This window comes from Cryobacterium sp. 10I5 (genome assembly GCF_035019865.1).
Taxonomy (GTDB): domain Bacteria; phylum Actinomycetota; class Actinomycetes; order Actinomycetales; family Microbacteriaceae; genus Cryobacterium; species Cryobacterium breve_A.
The window spans coordinates 1-16454 of the sequence record NZ_JASJVI010000035.1; the positions used below are offsets into that span (position 1 = coordinate 1).

Below are 16454 nucleotides of genomic sequence, written 5' to 3' on the forward strand. Positions count from 1 at the left end.
GACCGAGATCTGCCGCGCAACGTAGTGGCACCGGTATGCCTTGTTCGCGGGCAGCCAGGTCGCGGTGTCGCCGTCGCTCTTCTGCTCGTTGGAACGTCCGTCGACCGCGAGCAGGTTGAGGGGATCGTTCGCGAGCGAGACGCGCTGCGCCTGGCTGAGCTGCTGCGCGCCGGTCTGCCAGGCGTTCGCGAGCGGCACCACGTGGTCGATCTGCACGAGGGCGGATGTCGCCGCTCCGCGCACGAAGGAAATCGTCGCGTTCGTGTACGGGGAGACGATAGTGCCGGACATCACCTTGCACGTTCCCGACTTGACGACGCTCGTGAGGTCGCGGCCGAGAACGTCATTGCGGGTGTCGCAGCCGTTGCGATCGACGTCGAGCCAGGCGGTGCCGAAGTCGCCGACCCGGTCGTAGCCGGTCTTGGGCGCCTTGCCCTTGACGGCGAGAGTCGCGAGCAGGGTGACGGCGAGGGTGTTGGTCGCCGAGGTGTCGGTGATCGCGACCGTCGCGGCATCGGAGGCTGCGGTGACGCTCGTGGGGTCGGCGGGCGATTCCTCGGTGAACGCCGCCACCGGTGTGGCCGTGGCCGTTGCCTTCGCGATCGAACTCGAGCTGCTTGGTGTCGCGCTCGCCGGTGCGCTCGCCGCGGACGTGTCGGCGAGCAGCCCGCCGTCCGGGCGCGTGGCCGCGGCGACCCCGCCTGCGACGAGAGTGACCAGCAGCACTCCGGCGACTGCGCCGATCACCCGAGAGCGGATGCTGAGTGAACCGACGAACCGCTTGATCTTCGCTTCGAGGGTGGCGGGCTTCTGTGGTGCGGGCGTCATGGCGGCCTTCCGGGTCACCTGAGCCTAGGCGTAACCGGAGGCTCGCCCCCACACCCACTCCGGGGCGTCTTGAATACCGGTCAGTCGAGGAGGCGCAGGATCAGGTCCGCCCGCTCGCGAGTGCGGTTGATGAGGTCTGCATTGGCCTGGTCGCTTCCGCCGGCGAACGCCGCGGCATCCGCTTCGTCTCGCCCGAACTGCACATGCCTGCCGATGAGACGGGGGAGCCGCACGGCGTCGGGCGTGTCGACGTACCAGACCGCGTCGAGTTCGCCGCGCAACTCGAGCCAGACCGGGGCATCGGTGAGCAGGTAGTTTCCCTCGGTGATGACCACCGGCACGCTGCGGGGTACGGCGATGGACGCCGCGATCGGCTCCTCGAGGCCGCGGCGGAACGAGGGGGCGTAGACGACGTCCTCGTCGCGGGCGCGGAGCCGGCGGAGGAGCGACAGGTACGAGCCGGGATCGAAGGTGTCGATCGCGCCGCGGCGTTCGGCGAGCGGCGTGCCGCGGATCAGGTCGGTCGCGAGGTGGAAGCCGTCCATCGGCACGATCACGGCGGTCTCCGCCCCGAGCCGCTCGACGAGCGCGGCCGCGAGCGTGGACTTGCCCGAGCCGGGCGCGCCGCAGAGCCCCAGCATGATGCGCGGCGCCACTTTGGCGGACCCGGCGAGCATCCGGCGCACGCGCGCCGCGAGTTCATCGACCGTGGCCTCGATCACGGGCGGGATCTTTGGGTCGAGCGACTCAGCGGAGGGACGGGAGAAACGGGAGGAACCCGGCTCGCGGGAGGCGTCGGACGTCATCGCCACTGCGCCGCGACGTGCGGTGCGTGCTCCCGATGGATAGTCCGGCGGTCCCTGACCTCCCCTGCCATGCCTCACCTCTTCTGCTTCAACCGTCGTACCGGGGTGCATGCGCTCAGGTCGGAATTCACCGGCCACAGTGAGCACCCCTCCCGGCAACGATTGTAGGAGCAGACTACGGCAACGCGCCAGACGCGATGTGCCCGCGGGACGCGCGGGCCGAGATCGTGGATCACCGTGACGTTCGCGCGGGAGGTGCCTCGATCATCGTTGTCAGGGGAGCCCGAACTCGCGGTCCAGGCGCTCCGATCGCGCTCGGAAAGCAAGGTATCCGGCATCCTGCTGACCGAGCAGCCGCCCCAGCGCCTGGACGGCGTCCTCATCGGTGGACCCCATGTCGGTGACGCACCAGCGCTTGATCAGCTCAGCGCTGCCGCTTGCCCGGGCCGCGGCCCCGACCGCATCGCTGAGCTCAATCCGGAGCGACTCGATAGCGAAGGCCCCGGAGCGGCTGAGCAGCGGGGCCGAGTAGGCATCCAGCGCCTCCGCGAGCTGCCCGTTGCGTAACAAGCGCAGCACCCGGCTCACGTCCGAGGTGCCGTGCACGGCATCCGTCAGCCGATAGGGATTGGACTCCACCAGGCCCGCTACGGCCGCCCGGATGCGGTGCATCTCGATGCGGATCGTTGACGCGGCTCCGGTCTCACCGTGCACCTCGTAGGCCAGTTCCTCGGCGCTCCAGCCGCGGGTGCGCGAGTCGAGCAAGGCGAGGATCTCGGCCCGGCGGAGCGACAGTGGCACCCGGCGGCCGCCGGCGAAGACCACCGCGGGGTTGTCGCCCAGGAGCTCGAGTGCCATGCCGGTCTGGTGCCGGTCGACGGTTCTGCCCGCTGCGGCGTCGGAGCCGCTGCCCGGCGCGGTGCCCGGGCGGGCCTTCAACATTTCCTCCGCGAGCCGCACTCCGGTCTTGACCATCCGCATGCTGTCGACCGTGACGGTGTCGAGTGGCCCCGACACGTTCAGCACACCCAGCAGCTCGCCGGTGCGCGGGTCGCGGAGGGGCGACGCCGTGCACGCCCAGTCGTGGTGCGTGCGCACGAGGTGTTCGGCCGAGAAGAGCTGCGCGGCCCGCCCGCTGACAACGACCTCGCTGATCGCGTTGGTGCCGATCCCCGACTCGGACCAGTCCGCGCCCTCGACGAACTCCAGCCCGTCGGCCTGCCGCAGCACGGCCGGGCTGCCGACCCGCCACAGGATCTCACCCTGCGCATTGGTCAACACCAGCAGGTGCCGCCCGGAGGCGGTCTCGTCTGCGAGCAGCTCGCTGAGCGCGGGGATCACCACCGCCAGGGCATGTGCGCGGCGCAGTGAGACGACATCCGACACCTCGTGCAGGTGTCGTGGCAGGTGCGCGTCCGGATCGATCCCGACCGCCAGGGCACGCTGCCAGGAGGCCCAGAGGCCCGGGTCGACGTTCGGCCGGGCTGCACCGGACAGGGCCAGGTCGTGGGCCCGCCGCAGGAGCGCCGCGTATTCGCCGGGCGCGGAGAAGCGCAGGTCGGGCGGCACGGGCGGGGGATGGAAGCCGCCGGGTCCCTGCTGGCTCTGAGGCATCCGCTGCTCCTTGGGTTGACTCGACCACTGACAGTCGCAGTGGGGTGTAACGCCTGTGTAACCCCCGCGGGTTTCTACTGGAGCGTGAGGTCACGCCCGGATCAGTATGGGGACACACTAGTGCTCCACACTCGGGCTGACCTCACTCAGCGCACACAAAGGAGTGACTATGCCTGAATCACCACGATCCGCATCACCGAATCCTGAGTCAGCGAACGAGGTCGTCGACCGCTGGCTCGCCGCCCTGGACGCCGCACTGCAGTCCCGGGACATCGATGCCGCGCTGTCCCTCTTCGACGAGGACAGCTACTGGCGCGACTTCGTGTCGTTCACCTGGAACCTCAAGACCTTCGAGGGCAAGGACGACATCCGGCGCATGCTGGAGGCCCAGCTCGAGCACGTACGGCCCTTCGGCTGGGCACGCGCCGAAGACGCGACCGGTGACGCCGCCGCCAGCGAGGCCTGGGTGAACTTCGAGACCGGCCAGGCCCGCGGCTACGCGCACCTGCGGCTGCGGAACGGCGCCTGCTGGACCCTGCTCACCACCATGCAGGAGCTCAAGGGGTTCGAGGAGAAGAAGGGCGCCAACCGCGAGCAGGGCGTGACGCACGAAATCCTGAAGGGGCGGCAGTCCTGGCTGGAGAAGAAGACCGCCAGTGAGGCCTCTCTGGGCTACGACGAGCAGCCGTACTGTGTCATCGTCGGCGGCGGCCAGGGCGGCATCGGCCTGGCCGCACGGATGCGCCGGCTCGGCGTTCCCACGATCGTGATCGAGAAGAACGCGCGCCCCGGTGACTCGTGGCGCAACCGCTACAAGTCCCTGCACCTGCACGACCCGGTCTGGTACGACCACATGCCCTACTTGAAGTTCCCGGAGGACTGGCCCGTCTTCGCATCCAAGGACAAGATCGGGGACTGGCTGGAGCACTACACCCGCATCATGGAACTCAACTACTGGTCGAGCACGGAATGCACCAAGGCCGCCTTCGACGAAGCCGCCCAGGAGTGGGTCGTCGAGGTGGTGCGCGAAGGGCAGAAGGTCACCCTGCGGCCCAAGCAGCTGATCTTCGCCCTGGGCGTGTCCGGGTATCCGAACACCCCGGTCTTCGAGGGGGCCGAGACGTTCCTCGGCCAGCAGCACCACTCGTCCAAGCACGCGGGCGGTGGTGACTGGGCAGGCAAGAAGGCCGTCGTGATCGGCTCCAACAACTCCGCCCACGACATCTGCGCCGACCTGTGGGAGACCGGGGCAGAGGTGACGATGGTGCAGCGCTCCTCCACGCACATCGCCCGCAGCGACGCCCTGATGGACCTGGCGCTCGGCGACCTCTACTCGGAGCGGGCGCTGGCCAACGGGGTGACCACCGAGAAAGCCGACCTGCTCTTCGCGTCCCTGCCGTACCGCATTCTCCCGACGGCGCAGATTCCCGTCTACGAGGAGATGGCTCGGCGTGACGCCGACTTCTACGCGAAGCTCACTGCGGTCGGCTTCGACCTGGACTTCGGCACCGACGGCTCCGGCCTGTTCCTCAAGTACCTGCGACGCGGCTCCGGATACTACATCGACGTGGGTGCGTCCCAGCTGCTCATCGACGGCCGGGTCAAGGTCAAGTCCGGACAGATCGCGAGCATCACGAGCGACTCCGTGGTGCTCGCCGACGGCACCACGCTGGAGGCCGACCTGATTGTCTACGCCACCGGCTACGGGTCGATGAACGGATGGCTGGCCGACCTGATTTCACCCGAGGTCGCCGATACGGTGGGCCGGTGCTGGGGCTATGGATCCGACACGCCCAAGGACCCGGGACCGTGGGAAGGTGAACTGCGCAACATGTGGAAGCCCACCAACGTGGAGCAGCTCTGGATCCATGGCGGCAACCTGCACCAGAGCCGGCACTACTCCCACTATCTGGCGCTGCAGATCAAGGCCCGGATGGAGGGGCTGGACACCCCGGTGTACGAGCTGCAGGAGTCCCACTTCACGCACTGACTCCTGATTGATCGTCGGGGTTCACCGACGGTCCGAATCCGGTTCCGGTGGGCGTTGCCATTGCGGCAACGCCCACCTCGTGCTCGCGCCCGTCGTCGCGGTGTTCGGCGTCCTCGCCTGACCCGGATACCGGCGGCCTAGTCGATTCGGGCGATCACACTCCCTTGCGCGACCTCGTCTTCTTCCTGCGCGAGCAGGGTGATCGTGCCGGTCGTCTCGGGGTAGACCTCGGCGTCCACCTTGTCCATGGCCACCTCGGCGATGAGGGTGCTCGGGCTCACCGGGTCGCCCGAGTCGACGAACCACGTGACGATCACGCCCGTCGCACCCTCGGCATCCGACATCTTCGGAAAGAGCACATCGCTCACGCGTCATCCCTGTCGGCCATCGCGGCCCGCACGGCCGCCTCGATCCGCGCGGGGGTGGGCAGCACTGCGTACTCGAGCTGGCTCGCATACGGCAGCGGTACGTCGGGCACGCACACCCGCGAGACGTGCCGAAGCAGCTCGGGCGCACGCTCGGCGACGGAGGCGATCACCTCGCCGGATAGCCCGAACGACTGGTAGTCCTCATCGACCACGATCAGCCGGCCGGTTCGGCGCACCGACTCGACGATTGCGTCCCGGTCGAGCGGCACCAGGCTGCGCAGGTCGATGACCTCCACGCTGATGCCCTCGACCGCGAGCTTCTCGGCCACATCGAGGGCGTGGTGCACCGACAGCGCGAGGGTCACGATCGTCACGTCCGAGCCCGCGCGGGCACAGCGCGCCACTCCGATCGGCACCTCGTAGGGCTCCTCGGGCACCGCGCCGATCGAGCGCCGGTTCTTCTTCATCCAGCCGAGCCCCATCACGCCCTTGTGGAAGACGAACACCACGGGGTCGTCCGAGCGGATGGCCGCCGTCATGAGTCCCTTCGCGTCGTACGGGTTCGACGGCACCACGACCTTCATCCCCGGCAGGTGCGCGAAGGTTCCCCAGAGCGTCTGGGAGTGCTGCGCCCCGTCGGAGTAGCCGCCGCCCGCCGCCATCATCAGGACCATCGGCACCCGTACGTGCCCCCCGGATTCGAAGTGGATCTTCGCCATGTGGTTGTAGATCTGGTCCATGCAGACGCCGAAGAAGTCGGCGAACATCAGCTCGACGATCGGCCGCATCCCCTCGACCGCCGCTCCGATGCCGGTGCCGATGAACGCGGTCTCCGAGATGGGTGTGTCGATGATGCGGGTCGGGCCGAACTCGTCGATCAGGCCGGTCGTCGACGAGAAGATGCCGCCGTACGGGCCGACATCCTCGCCCATCACGAATACCGAGTCGTCGAGTCGCATCTGCTGGGCGATCGCCTCCTGCATGGCCTTGGCCGTCGAGAGCTTGCGGATGCCCGGCTCCGGCTCAACGGGAAGCGGCGGCACTGCAGTGTCGAGTGTGTCGGTCATGAGCGTGCTCCTTCGGCGAAAACGTAGTCGAGCGCCTCGGCGGGGTTCGGCAGCGGCGACTCCTTGGCGAAGTCGATCGCGTCTTCGACGAGCGCGGTGGCGGATGCCTGCATCGCCGAGTAGTCCGCCTCCGTGATGATCCCCGCCGCGGTGAGGGCATGCCGGTATGTGGGCAGGGGGTCCCGGCCGGGCACCCCCTCGAGGTCGGTGCGGTAGCCCTGGGCGTCACCCTCGAAGTGTCCCCAGAGCCGCAGGGTGTGCACCTCGATCAGGGAGGGCCCATCGCCGGCCCTGGCCCGCGCGATCGCCTCCCCGGCCGCCTCGTACACTCCCTCGACCGAGTTCTCCTCGACCCGGATCCCCGGTATCCCGTATGCGGCGCCGCGCACGGCGTTCGAGCTCACCGAGGTCGACTGCGCCCGGGGCACCGAGATCCCCCACTCGTTGTCTTCGACCACGAACACCACGGGCAGTTTCCAGAGCGCCGCGAGATTGAGGGACTCGTGGAAGGCGCCCTGGTTCGCCGCGCCCTCTCCGGTGACCGCGACGGCCACCCTGTCGGTGCCGCGCCGCTGGAACGCGAAGGCCTGGCCGAGCGCGGGCGGCAACCCCTCGGCGATGATGCCGGAGCACGAAAAGTGCGTCACCGGGTCGAAGAGGTGCATGTGCCCGCCGCGCCCGTGGCCGAGGCCGGTCTCGCGGCCGAAAATCTCGGCCGTCATCTCGCGCAGGCGCACGCCCTTGGCGATCGCCACATGGTGCGGCCGGTGCGTCGCAGTGAGGGCATCCTCCCTGGTGAGGTGCGGGCCGAGTCCGGCGGCGACCGGCTCCTGCCCTGCCGACAGGTGCATCTCGCCCGGAACGAGGCCCTTGCCGATGTCGAAGCCGGGCCCCTTGTCGGCGTGGTACTCCCGGAGGATCGCCTCCTCGTAGACGCGAATCAGAACCATGGTGTTGAGCATCTCGCGACGCAGATCGTCGGTCAGTTCGGGATAGGACGGCATTGCTTCTCCTCACGACTCGCGCGCGGGCGAGGCGGATGCCGCGGTGCACGCTGATGAGGCCCACGGTACGACCGCGCCGGCCACCCCCGATAGGGCCTTGATTTCAGCTGGCGAAGGGGGACGCGACCGGCGTCCCGGTCAGCTCGGACTCCGGGCCCGGCGGAGCGAGCTGCGCACTGAGGGTGGTGCCGCGCTCGCCGAAACAGCCCTCCGCGCAGAACTGGTGGATCAGGTTCCACCAGCGCAGCAGGGCACGCGCGGCCTCGTTGCTGATCTCCCTCCGGCCGGTCAGGCCCTCGAGCGGGGAGGTGAGGATCTCGGCGAGCGTGGGGCGGTGGCTGAGGATGGCGAATTCGAAGCGATTCCAGGAATCCAGGGGTGCCTCCCAATAGTCGTCGACCTCGGCGAGCCGGTCGACCACGGAGAACTGATGAGCGGGACCGTAGCAGTCGAGGACATCGACGAGCGGGTGCCAGAGCCGGTCACTCCGATGGTCGTCCAGAAGCAGCGCGGAGTAGTCGCGGTGTCGCGCAACGAGGGCGCTCACGGCCAGGGCGTCCTCGAGGCTCGCGTCGAGCTCCACGAGCGTCTCGCCCCAGCCAAGGATCCGCGACGGTGGTGGCCAGCGACCTTCGTCCCGTAAGCTGCCGAGGCCCAGCAGGAGCTTCATCGCCCGCTCGACGCCGATCGACGCCAGCACGAAGACCGAATCGGCGCTCGCCGCGATGTGCCGGATGTCCTGGATGGACCTGTGCCCGTCGCGCAAGAGATTCTGAATGGAATGGGCTTCGACCTGCAGGGCGACCCCCTGGGCTGCCGTGAGGCCATCCCTGATGTGAAGTTCCATGCTGCGCCTCCGTCGCCCGGCACCGGCTCCGTTCTAGATGCCGATTTTACGAGCCGCGCCGCCGACACGCCAGACGAAACTTCCGGGCTCAGGGCTCAGGGCACGAGCACGATCTTGCCGACGTGGGCGGATGCCTCCATCCGGCGATGCGCGGACGCCGCGTCGCTGAACGGGTACCGGCTGTCGATCACGGGACGGAAGGCTCCGGATTCGAGCCAGGGCCAGGCATCCGTGCGGAGGGCCGCGATGATCGCGGCTTTCTCGGCGAACGGCCGGGCGCGCAGGGTCGTGCCCCAGTAGCGGCCGCGCTTCTGCATGAGGTACATCGGGTTGAAGACGGCGTCCTGGCCGCTCTGGTTGGCGATGACCATGATGCGCCCGTCGAGGGCGAGCGCCGCGATATTGCGCGCCGCGTAGGAGCCTCCCATGATGTCGAGGATCACGTCGGCGCCGTGCCCCTCGGTGGCGCGGTCGATCTCGGCGGTGAAGTCCTGGCTGCGATAGTCGATCAGGATGTCGGCGCCGAGTTCGCGGCACACCGCGAGCTTCTCGGGGGAGCCGGCCGTGACGGCGACGCGCGCGCCGGCGAGCCGGGCCAGCTGGATTGCGGTCGTGCCGATTCCGCTTGCTCCGCCGTGGACGAGCAGCGTCTCGCCGCTCTGCAGCCCGGCCGCCAGGAACACGTTCGACCAGACCGTCGCGAGCGCCTCGGGCAGTGCGGCCGCGTCGACGAGATCGATCGCTTCGGGCACGGGCAGGGCGAGCTCCTCGTGCACGACGGCCTCAGCCGCGTAGCCGCCGCCCGCGAGCAGCGCACAGACCCGGTCGCCGACGGCGAAGAGCGTGGCCGCGCTGCCGACCTCGGTCACGATTCCCGACACCTCGAGGCCCGGCCAGGCCGGGGCCCCGGCGGGTGAGGGGTAGTAGCCCTGCCGTTGGGAGACATCCGCCCGGTTGACGCCGGCGGCGGCGACCCGAATGCGGATGTCCCTGGGCCCGACCTCCAGGTCGGCCACGGTCGAAAGGGTGAGGGCGTCGGGCCCTCCGGGTACGGGTACCAGAATTGCGCGCATGCCCTCATCCTACGAGCGGCCGCTGACACGTTGCCGGTGCGCCCCGGTCCTACTCGGTGTCGGAGGTGCGGGCCCCGCTACGCCCCTCGCCGTGGCCTTCGCCACGTCCGGCGCCCTGCCGGGCCCAGGTCTCCTCGTTGTAGTCGAGCACCAGGTGCGCGGGCGGAGGACCCTGCAGCATCTCGGGCGTGAGCCCGTGGAACTCGATCATCTTGTCCCGGAACCACACGTCGTGGGGGTCCTGGGAGGTGGCGAAGTCGCGGAACATCCGGGCGAGGTCGTCGGCCTCGTGATAGAGCGCGACGAAGTCGCCCTGCGGGGTCGACATGAGCGAGGCGACCTCGCGGTGCAGGCCCATCCGACGGCGGGACCGCTCGTGCTCCTCGCGGCGCGCGCCGCTCATCTCCGCGGCGAAGGCCTGCCAGGCCTCGGTCTTGCCGGGCAGGATCGGGGCAAACCACGTGATGTATTCCATGACATCTTCTCCTTTGAAGTAATGACATGCGGCAGGAGCCGAGCGGGCCGAAGCCGCGAATGGATCATTCCACGGGAGAGCGTAGTCTGATCGTCGCGCGCCGCAACTCGTGGATGGCGGACAGCGGCGCGGGACCGCCCGGTCCTACCGGACCCACCGGGGGTACGGGAGGTGCGGGCGGGAGATTACTTCCACCGAATTCTGGGGGTGAACTCACTGTTTGCTGAGAATCGGACATACGTCCAGCCTTGCAGCGTCCCCCTATCAACGACTCCGGTCTACCCCCACTAAAAGGTGAGGTCAGTACGTGTCAGAGAGCCAGCCGTCGCACGATCCTTCGTCGCCGCCGTCGTACCCCTCCAGGAAGGCCTGGTTGCGCTGCTCGGGGGTGCCGTGGTGCTGCGGGTTGTCGAACGCGTAGTCGCCGAGGTCGAGAGTCGTCTGGCTGGCCTCCGTGATGTCACCCGGGTCGAGGATCCCCTCGTCTTCCGCCGACTTCGCCCAGACCCCCGCCCAGCAGTCGGCGTGCAGCTCGATCTTGTAGACCGGGTAGATCGAGCCGGCGGTGCTGAAGATGCCGATCTCGTTCTGCAGCTCGTGCGCGTACTCGTGCGCGACGACGTAGGCCACCGAGAAGTCGCCCGTCTTATGGGTCTTGGTGCCATCGGTGTTCGCGTACAGGGTGCCGTCCCAGATCTTCTGGGCGAGACTCTGCGAGACGGTGATCTTGTCATCGTACAGGCAGTAGTACGCGCTCATGTCATCGGAGAAGCCCGGCGCACACAGTGACGGAACGACCTCGCCCGCCGCGGGGAAAGCGTAGGTCACGAAGGGCGCCGGGCGGCCGTCGTCCTTCCACACGCCGGTCCAATAGGCGTCCACGTCGCCGAGCACCGACACGAGGAAGTCCTTCATCGTGCCGGTCGACCCCACGATATTGGCGGTCGGCACACCCCCGATCCCCGGCGTCCCCGAGGTCGTCGTCGGCGTGATGCCGGAGGGTGACGTGCCGACGGCGACCCGCGCCGCGCCGCCCGGTATCGGGCTCGGAGCCGTACTCTGGCCGGCGGATGCCGGGGAGAGCCCGCCGCCGGGATCCGCGGCGACCGCGGTCACCGCGCCTCCTCCGGCACAGACGACGACCGACATCAGGGCGATGGCGCGCAGAGCAGACGCGAGTTTCATGGTGGTGGACTCCCTTGTGGAGTGCGTGTGTTGTGTTTTCAGAGGCGACCGGAGGGACATCATCCGATTCGCGGCGTGGAGCCCGAATGTCAACTGTCGCGAGTATAGGCAGACTCATAGCCGCCCGATAGGTCAGCCCGCAGGTCATCGCTCACGGGGCGCGGGGTCGATGTGCGGACATCGGGGAACGAAACTACGATGGGGGTCCAAGCGGTCCTCGTTCAACAGCGAGCGGGATCAGAAGTGAATGGGTGCCTTTTGTCAATGTCGTCAAAATCGTCGTCCGAAATGTCTACCGGGTCCTCGACCGAGGCCTTCGCCGCCGACTACTACGAGCACCTCGGTGATGATGCCCGGGAGTACGATCCGGCCACGCTGCGCGCCCGGGCGGAGAGCCACTGGCAGGTCGCCCTCACGAGGCCGGCGAAGACCGCGAACGTCGAGATCCTCACCGAAGCCGATCGCAGCATCCTCTATATCGTCACCGACGACATGCCGTTCCTCGTCGACTCGGTCAACGCCGAACTGGTGCGCCAGCACGCGGCCATCCACCTCGTTGTGCACCCCCTGCTCGTCGTCACCCGCAACCGGGAGACCCACGAGCTCGTCGGAGCCACCCGGATGCCCGTCAACGCGGGCGTCTCAAGCGGCGACACGTCCGCGATGCCCGACATCTCCCACCTGCTCGGCACCGAGGACGACTCGCCGCATCTCGAGTCGTGGATCGCGATCGAGATCGACCGCGCGAGCGTCGAGGCCCGCGAGCGCCTGATCGAGGGGATCGCGCGAGTGCTCCACGACGTGCGGGCCGCCGTGGACGACTGGCCGGCGATGCGCTCGAAGTCCGTTCAGATCGCCGACGCACTCGGGAGGTTGCCGCACGCCGAGGGCATCCCGGACGTGGAGCAGGCCAGGGACCTGCTGCACTGGCTCGACCAGGACAACTTCACCTTCCTCGGCTACCGCGAATACGACCTCGAGTCCATCGACGGCGAGGACGTTCTCACCATCCGGCCCGACAGCGGTCTCGGCCTGTTGCGCGCGGTGAAAGACGGTCACGAGATCCAGCACCTGACGGATGCCGGGCGCACGATGGCCCGCGAGCGGCGCGCCCTCGTGATCACCAAGGCCAACTCCCGGTCAAGCGTGCACCGCCCCGCCTATTTCGACTACATCGGTATCAAGAGCTTCGACGCCGACGGCAACGTCAACGGGGAACAGCGTTTCATCGGCCTCTTCGCCGTGAGCGCGTACACGAGCTCCGTGCGTGACGTCCCGATCCTGCGCGAGAAGATCGACGCCGTCATGAACGAGGTCGGCTTCCCGCCCGGGTCGCACAGCGACAAGGACCTGCTCGGCATCCTCGAGACCTACCCGCGCGACGAGCTCTTCCAGATCGACGTGCCCACCCTCGTCGCCACGGCCGTAGCCATCCAGAGACTGCAGGAACGCCGGCGCACCCGGCTCTTTCTTCGCCCTGACTCGTTCGGCCGCTTCATGTCCGCCCTCGTCTACTTCCCGCGCGACCGGTACACGACGGCGGTGCGGCTCCGGATCGAGAAGGAACTGACCGAGACCTTCGACGCGGAGTCCCTCGACTTCGAGGCCCGGATGACGGAGTCCACCCTCGCTCGCCTGTTCTACCGGATCCGCCTGCCGAAGACTGCCACGGTCGGAACGAATGACGACGTCGCCGCGCTCGCCGCGGCCCTCGAACCCCGCCTGGCCATGGCCGTGCGTTCCTGGGCCGAGGGGATCACCGAGCAGCTGCACGAGCCCAGGCTCGCGCACCTCTGGGCGGAGGCGTTCCCGCCGAGCTACCAGGTCGACTACGAGGTCGAGGACGCCCTCGTCGACATCAGCAGGTTCGAGGCCTACGCCGCGGGGCTGAAGACCGCGACCGCGCGGGATGCCGCGGCATCCGTGACGGGGTCGCCCCGCCCGAGCGTGCACGTCTACCTCTCGCCGAACGCCGCCGACCGGCCCGCCGAAGACGCCCGGGTGAAGCTCTACATGATGGAGTCGCAGAGCCTCAGCCAGATCCTGCCGTACTTCCAGAACCTCGGCATCGAGGTGCTCGACGAGGTGCCCTTCGAGATCAGGACCTCCGACGGGCGCGAATTCTTCCTCTACGACCTCGGCCTGCGCTACCCGTCAGGCGTCGACCCGGTCGGCACCGGAGACCTGCTCGCCGACTCCTTCGGCGCAGCGGTCAGCGGTGCCATCGAGTCAGACGGCCTCGACCGCCTGGTCCTGCGCGAGGGCATGCCCTGGCGCCGCCTCGTCATCCTCCGCAGTTACGCCAAGTACCTGCGCCAGATGGGCAACACCAACTCCTACGACTTCGTCGGAGACACGCTCCTCGCCAACCCCGCCGTCTCGGGCGGGCTCGTCGACCTCTTCGAGGCCCGGTTCGACCCCGCGCGGGACGAGACCGAACGCATCCGTCGCACCGAGGAGGTGCGCGCGCAGCTCGCCGCCGCCATCGAACAGGTCGCCACCCTCGACGCGGACCGGGTGCTCCGGGTGCTCCTGAACCTCATCGAGGCGACGCTGCGCACGAACTACTTCCAGAACAAGCCCTACCTGAGCATCAAGCTCGATCCGAGCCGCATCGAGGCGCTGCCGTTCCCGAAGCCGATGTTCGAGATCTGGGTGTACTCGCCTCGCGTCGAGGGCGTGCACCTGCGCTTCGGCACGGTCGCCCGCGGCGGGCTGCGCTGGTCGGACCGGCGCGAAGACTTCCGCACCGAGGTGCTCGGGCTCGTCAAGGCGCAGACCGTCAAGAACGCCGTGATCGTGCCGACCGGCGCCAAGGGCGGGTTCTTCGCGAAGAAGCTGCCGGACCCCACGGTCAACCGGGCCGCGTGGCTCGCCGAAGGCATCGACGCCTATAAGACCTTCATTCGGGGCATGCTCGACCTGACCGACAACCTCGTGCTGACGGATGCCGGCGAGCAGGTCGTTCCCCCGGCGAATGTCGTGCGCCATGACGACAACGACTCCTACCTCGTCGTCGCCGCCGACAAGGGCACGGCGACGTTCTCCGACATCGCCAACGGCCTCTCCGCCGACTACGGCTTCTGGCTCGGCGACGCCTTCGCCTCCGGCGGGTCGATCGGGTACGACCACAAGGCCATGGGCATCACGGCCCGCGGGGCGTGGGAGTCGGTCAAGCGCCACTTCGGTGAACTCGACCTCGACACCCAGAACGAGGAATTCACCGTCGTCGGGATCGGCGACATGTCCGGCGACGTCTTCGGCAACGGGATGCTGCTCTCCGAGCACATCAAGCTGGTCGCGGCCTTCGACCACCGGCACGTGTTCCTCGACCCGAACCCCGACCCGGCCGTGTCCTTCGCCGAACGGCGCCGGCTCTTCGAACTGCCCCGGTCCTCCTGGGCGGACTACGATTCGAGCCTGATCAGCGCCGGCGGCGGGGTCTTCCCGCGGCAGGCCAAGGTGGTCCCGATCTCGGCAGAGGTGCGCGCCGTACTCGGACTGCCCGAGAACGTGACGCACCTGAGCCCGCCCGAGCTGCTCCGCGCGATCCTCACGGCCCCCGCCGACCTCCTCTACAACGGCGGCATCGGCACTTACGTCAAGGCGAGCACCGAGACCGCGGCGCAGGTCGGCGACAAGGCCAACGACGCCATCCGCGTCGACGGCCGCGACCTCCGCGTCAAGGTCGTCGGCGAGGGCGGCAACCTCGGCCTCACCCAGCGCGGCCGCATCGAGGCCGCCCTGGCCGGCGTGCTGCTCAACACCGACGCGATCGACAACTCCGCCGGTGTCGACTGCTCCGACCACGAGGTCAACATCAAGATCTTCGTCGACCGGATGGTCGCGGCCGGCAAGCTCAGCGCCGCGGAACGCCCCGAGTTCCTCGCCGCGATGACGGATGAGGTCGGCCGGCTGGTCCTGGAGGACAACGTCGACCAGAACATCCTGCTGCTGAACGACCGGGTCAAGGTCGCGAGCTGGAGCCCGAGCTACGAACGCCTGATGGACTCGCTCGAGGCATCCGGTGACCTGAACCGCGAGCTCGAGGCGCTGCCGACCACCGTGGAACTGCACGAGCGGATCGACCGGGGTCAGGGTCTGACCTCGCCCGAGCTCTCGGTGCTCGCCGCCTACGCCAAGATCGAGCTCGCGACCGCACTGCGCGACAGCGACCTCGCGGAGGACCCCTGGTTCCGCGGCACCCTGCGCCGGTACTTCCCCCGCCAGCTTGCCGAACGCTTCGACGCCGAGCTCGACACTCATCCGTTGCGCCGGGAGATCATCGCGACCGTCGTCGCGAACGACATGATCAACCTCGGGGGAGTGACCTTCGCCTTCCGTGCGATGGAGGAGACCAGCGCGACCCCGGCGGCGATCGCCCGGGCGTTCGTCGCGCTCCGGGAGATCTTCGAGCTCGAGGCCATGGTCGCGGAGCTGAGCGCCCTGCCCAAGTCGTTCCCGACGGCGCACTGGACGGCGATCCACCTCGACATCCGCCGGCTGCTCGACCGGGCCGTGCGCTGGCAGGTCAACCACGGCGGTTCGCAATCGGTCGCCGAGGTCGTGGCGCAGTACAAGCCGCAGATCGCGCTCGTCCGTGCGCACCTCGGCGATTACGTGCGCGGCGCCGACCAGACCCGGCTCGGGTCGCTGCTCACCAAGGCGGAGGAGTGGGGCCTGCCCTCCGGCCTCGGCCACCGCTGGACCCAGCTCTTCGAGGCCTTCGCCCTGCTCGACGTTGTGAAGATCGCGGCGCAGTCCGGCGAACAGCTCGGGGACGTCGCCTCCGTCTACTACACGGTCTACGACCGGTTCGGCGTGGACAACCTGCTCGAGCGCATCACCGCGCTGCCGCGCACGGACCGCTGGCAGGCCCTTGCCCGCGCGGCCCTGCGCGACGACCTCTACTCGACGGTCGCCGACATCACCACGGCCGTGCTCGAGGCGACGGATGCGGGAAAAGCGGAACACCGTCTCCTCGCCTGGGAGGAACTCAACGCCGAAAAGCTTGCCCGCTCACGCAGCGTGTTCGACGAGGTCAACGCCCTCGGCCAGGACGACATGGCGTCGCTCTCGGTGGCGATGCGACTGCTCCGCTCGATCGTGCGGCGGTAGGCCGCGCGCCCGCGCAGGTTTCGGCAGGCCGCGCCCGCCCTTTCGGTAGCGGCCTGCCGAAGCCGGCGCGCGCGTGAGC

12 protein-coding genes are annotated in these 16454 nt (G+C 68.7%); 2 read left to right on the forward strand and 10 right to left on the reverse strand.

Features of this window, described 5'->3' with window-relative positions; all coding sequences use genetic code 11:
* From QN350_RS10520 to QN350_RS10530, 3 genes are all read right to left on the reverse strand, one after another.
* Positions 1 to 828 (reverse strand): HNH endonuclease family protein (locus QN350_RS10520; protein WP_323507847.1); only part of this gene is annotated, 828 nt, incomplete at its 3' end.
* Between the two features lie 80 nt (positions 829 to 908).
* A complete protein-coding gene (locus QN350_RS10525; RefSeq protein ID WP_322137693.1) occupies positions 909 to 1634 on the reverse strand; it encodes a nucleoside/nucleotide kinase family protein in 726 nt (241 codons plus the stop codon).
* 273 nt (positions 1635 to 1907) lie between these two features.
* Positions 1908 to 3248 carry a GAF domain-containing protein gene (locus QN350_RS10530; RefSeq protein ID WP_322137692.1) on the reverse strand — a complete coding sequence of 447 codons (1341 nt, stop codon included), beginning with the start codon at positions 3246 to 3248 and terminating at the stop codon, positions 1908 to 1910.
* A 169-nt stretch (positions 3249 to 3417) separates the two neighbouring features.
* Between QN350_RS10530 and QN350_RS10535 the strand changes: the two genes are divergently transcribed.
* Complete coding sequence (locus QN350_RS10535; RefSeq protein ID WP_322137691.1) at positions 3418 to 5238, forward strand: NAD(P)/FAD-dependent oxidoreductase; 1821 nt, start codon at positions 3418 to 3420, stop codon at positions 5236 to 5238.
* 137 nt (positions 5239 to 5375) lie between these two features.
* Here QN350_RS10535 and QN350_RS10540 read toward each other — a convergent pair whose 3' ends face one another.
* From QN350_RS10540 to QN350_RS10570, 7 genes are all read right to left on the reverse strand, one after another.
* Positions 5376 to 5606 (reverse strand): lipoyl domain-containing protein, encoded by a 231-nt coding sequence (locus tag QN350_RS10540; protein WP_281535561.1) that lies wholly within the window; start codon positions 5604 to 5606, stop codon positions 5376 to 5378.
* On the reverse strand, positions 5603 to 6673 hold the full coding sequence (locus tag QN350_RS10545) for an alpha-ketoacid dehydrogenase subunit beta (RefSeq protein WP_322137690.1): 1071 nt from the start codon (positions 6671 to 6673) through the stop codon (positions 5603 to 5605). Before QN350_RS10545 ends, QN350_RS10540 begins: the two co-directional genes overlap by 4 nt.
* Entirely contained in the window at positions 6670 to 7677 is a 1008-nt protein-coding gene (locus tag QN350_RS10550; RefSeq protein WP_281535560.1) for a thiamine pyrophosphate-dependent dehydrogenase E1 component subunit alpha, read from the reverse strand. The genes QN350_RS10545 and QN350_RS10550 overlap by 4 nt, the downstream gene beginning before the upstream one ends.
* A 103-nt stretch (positions 7678 to 7780) precedes the next feature.
* Entirely contained in the window at positions 7781 to 8524 is a 744-nt protein-coding gene (locus tag QN350_RS10555) for a hypothetical protein (protein WP_322137689.1), read from the reverse strand.
* Positions 8525 to 8619: 95 nt separating this feature from the next.
* Positions 8620 to 9597, reverse strand: a complete 978-nt coding sequence (locus tag QN350_RS10560; RefSeq protein WP_322137688.1) for an NAD(P)H-quinone oxidoreductase — start codon at positions 9595 to 9597, stop codon at positions 8620 to 8622.
* 49 nt (positions 9598 to 9646) lie between these two features.
* Complete coding sequence (locus QN350_RS10565; RefSeq protein WP_322137687.1) at positions 9647 to 10072, reverse strand: DUF6176 family protein; 426 nt, start codon at positions 10070 to 10072, stop codon at positions 9647 to 9649.
* A 300-nt stretch (positions 10073 to 10372) separates the two neighbouring features.
* Entirely contained in the window at positions 10373 to 11257 is an 885-nt protein-coding gene (locus tag QN350_RS10570) for a neutral zinc metallopeptidase (RefSeq protein WP_322137686.1), read from the reverse strand.
* Between the two features lie 264 nt (positions 11258 to 11521).
* On the opposite strand from QN350_RS10570, the gene QN350_RS10575 reads away from it, so the two are divergent.
* Positions 11522 to 16375: an NAD-glutamate dehydrogenase gene (locus QN350_RS10575; protein WP_322137685.1), complete on the forward strand. Its 4854-nt coding sequence runs from the start codon at positions 11522 to 11524 to the stop codon at positions 16373 to 16375.
* The last annotated feature ends 79 nt before the right edge of the window (positions 16376 to 16454 follow it).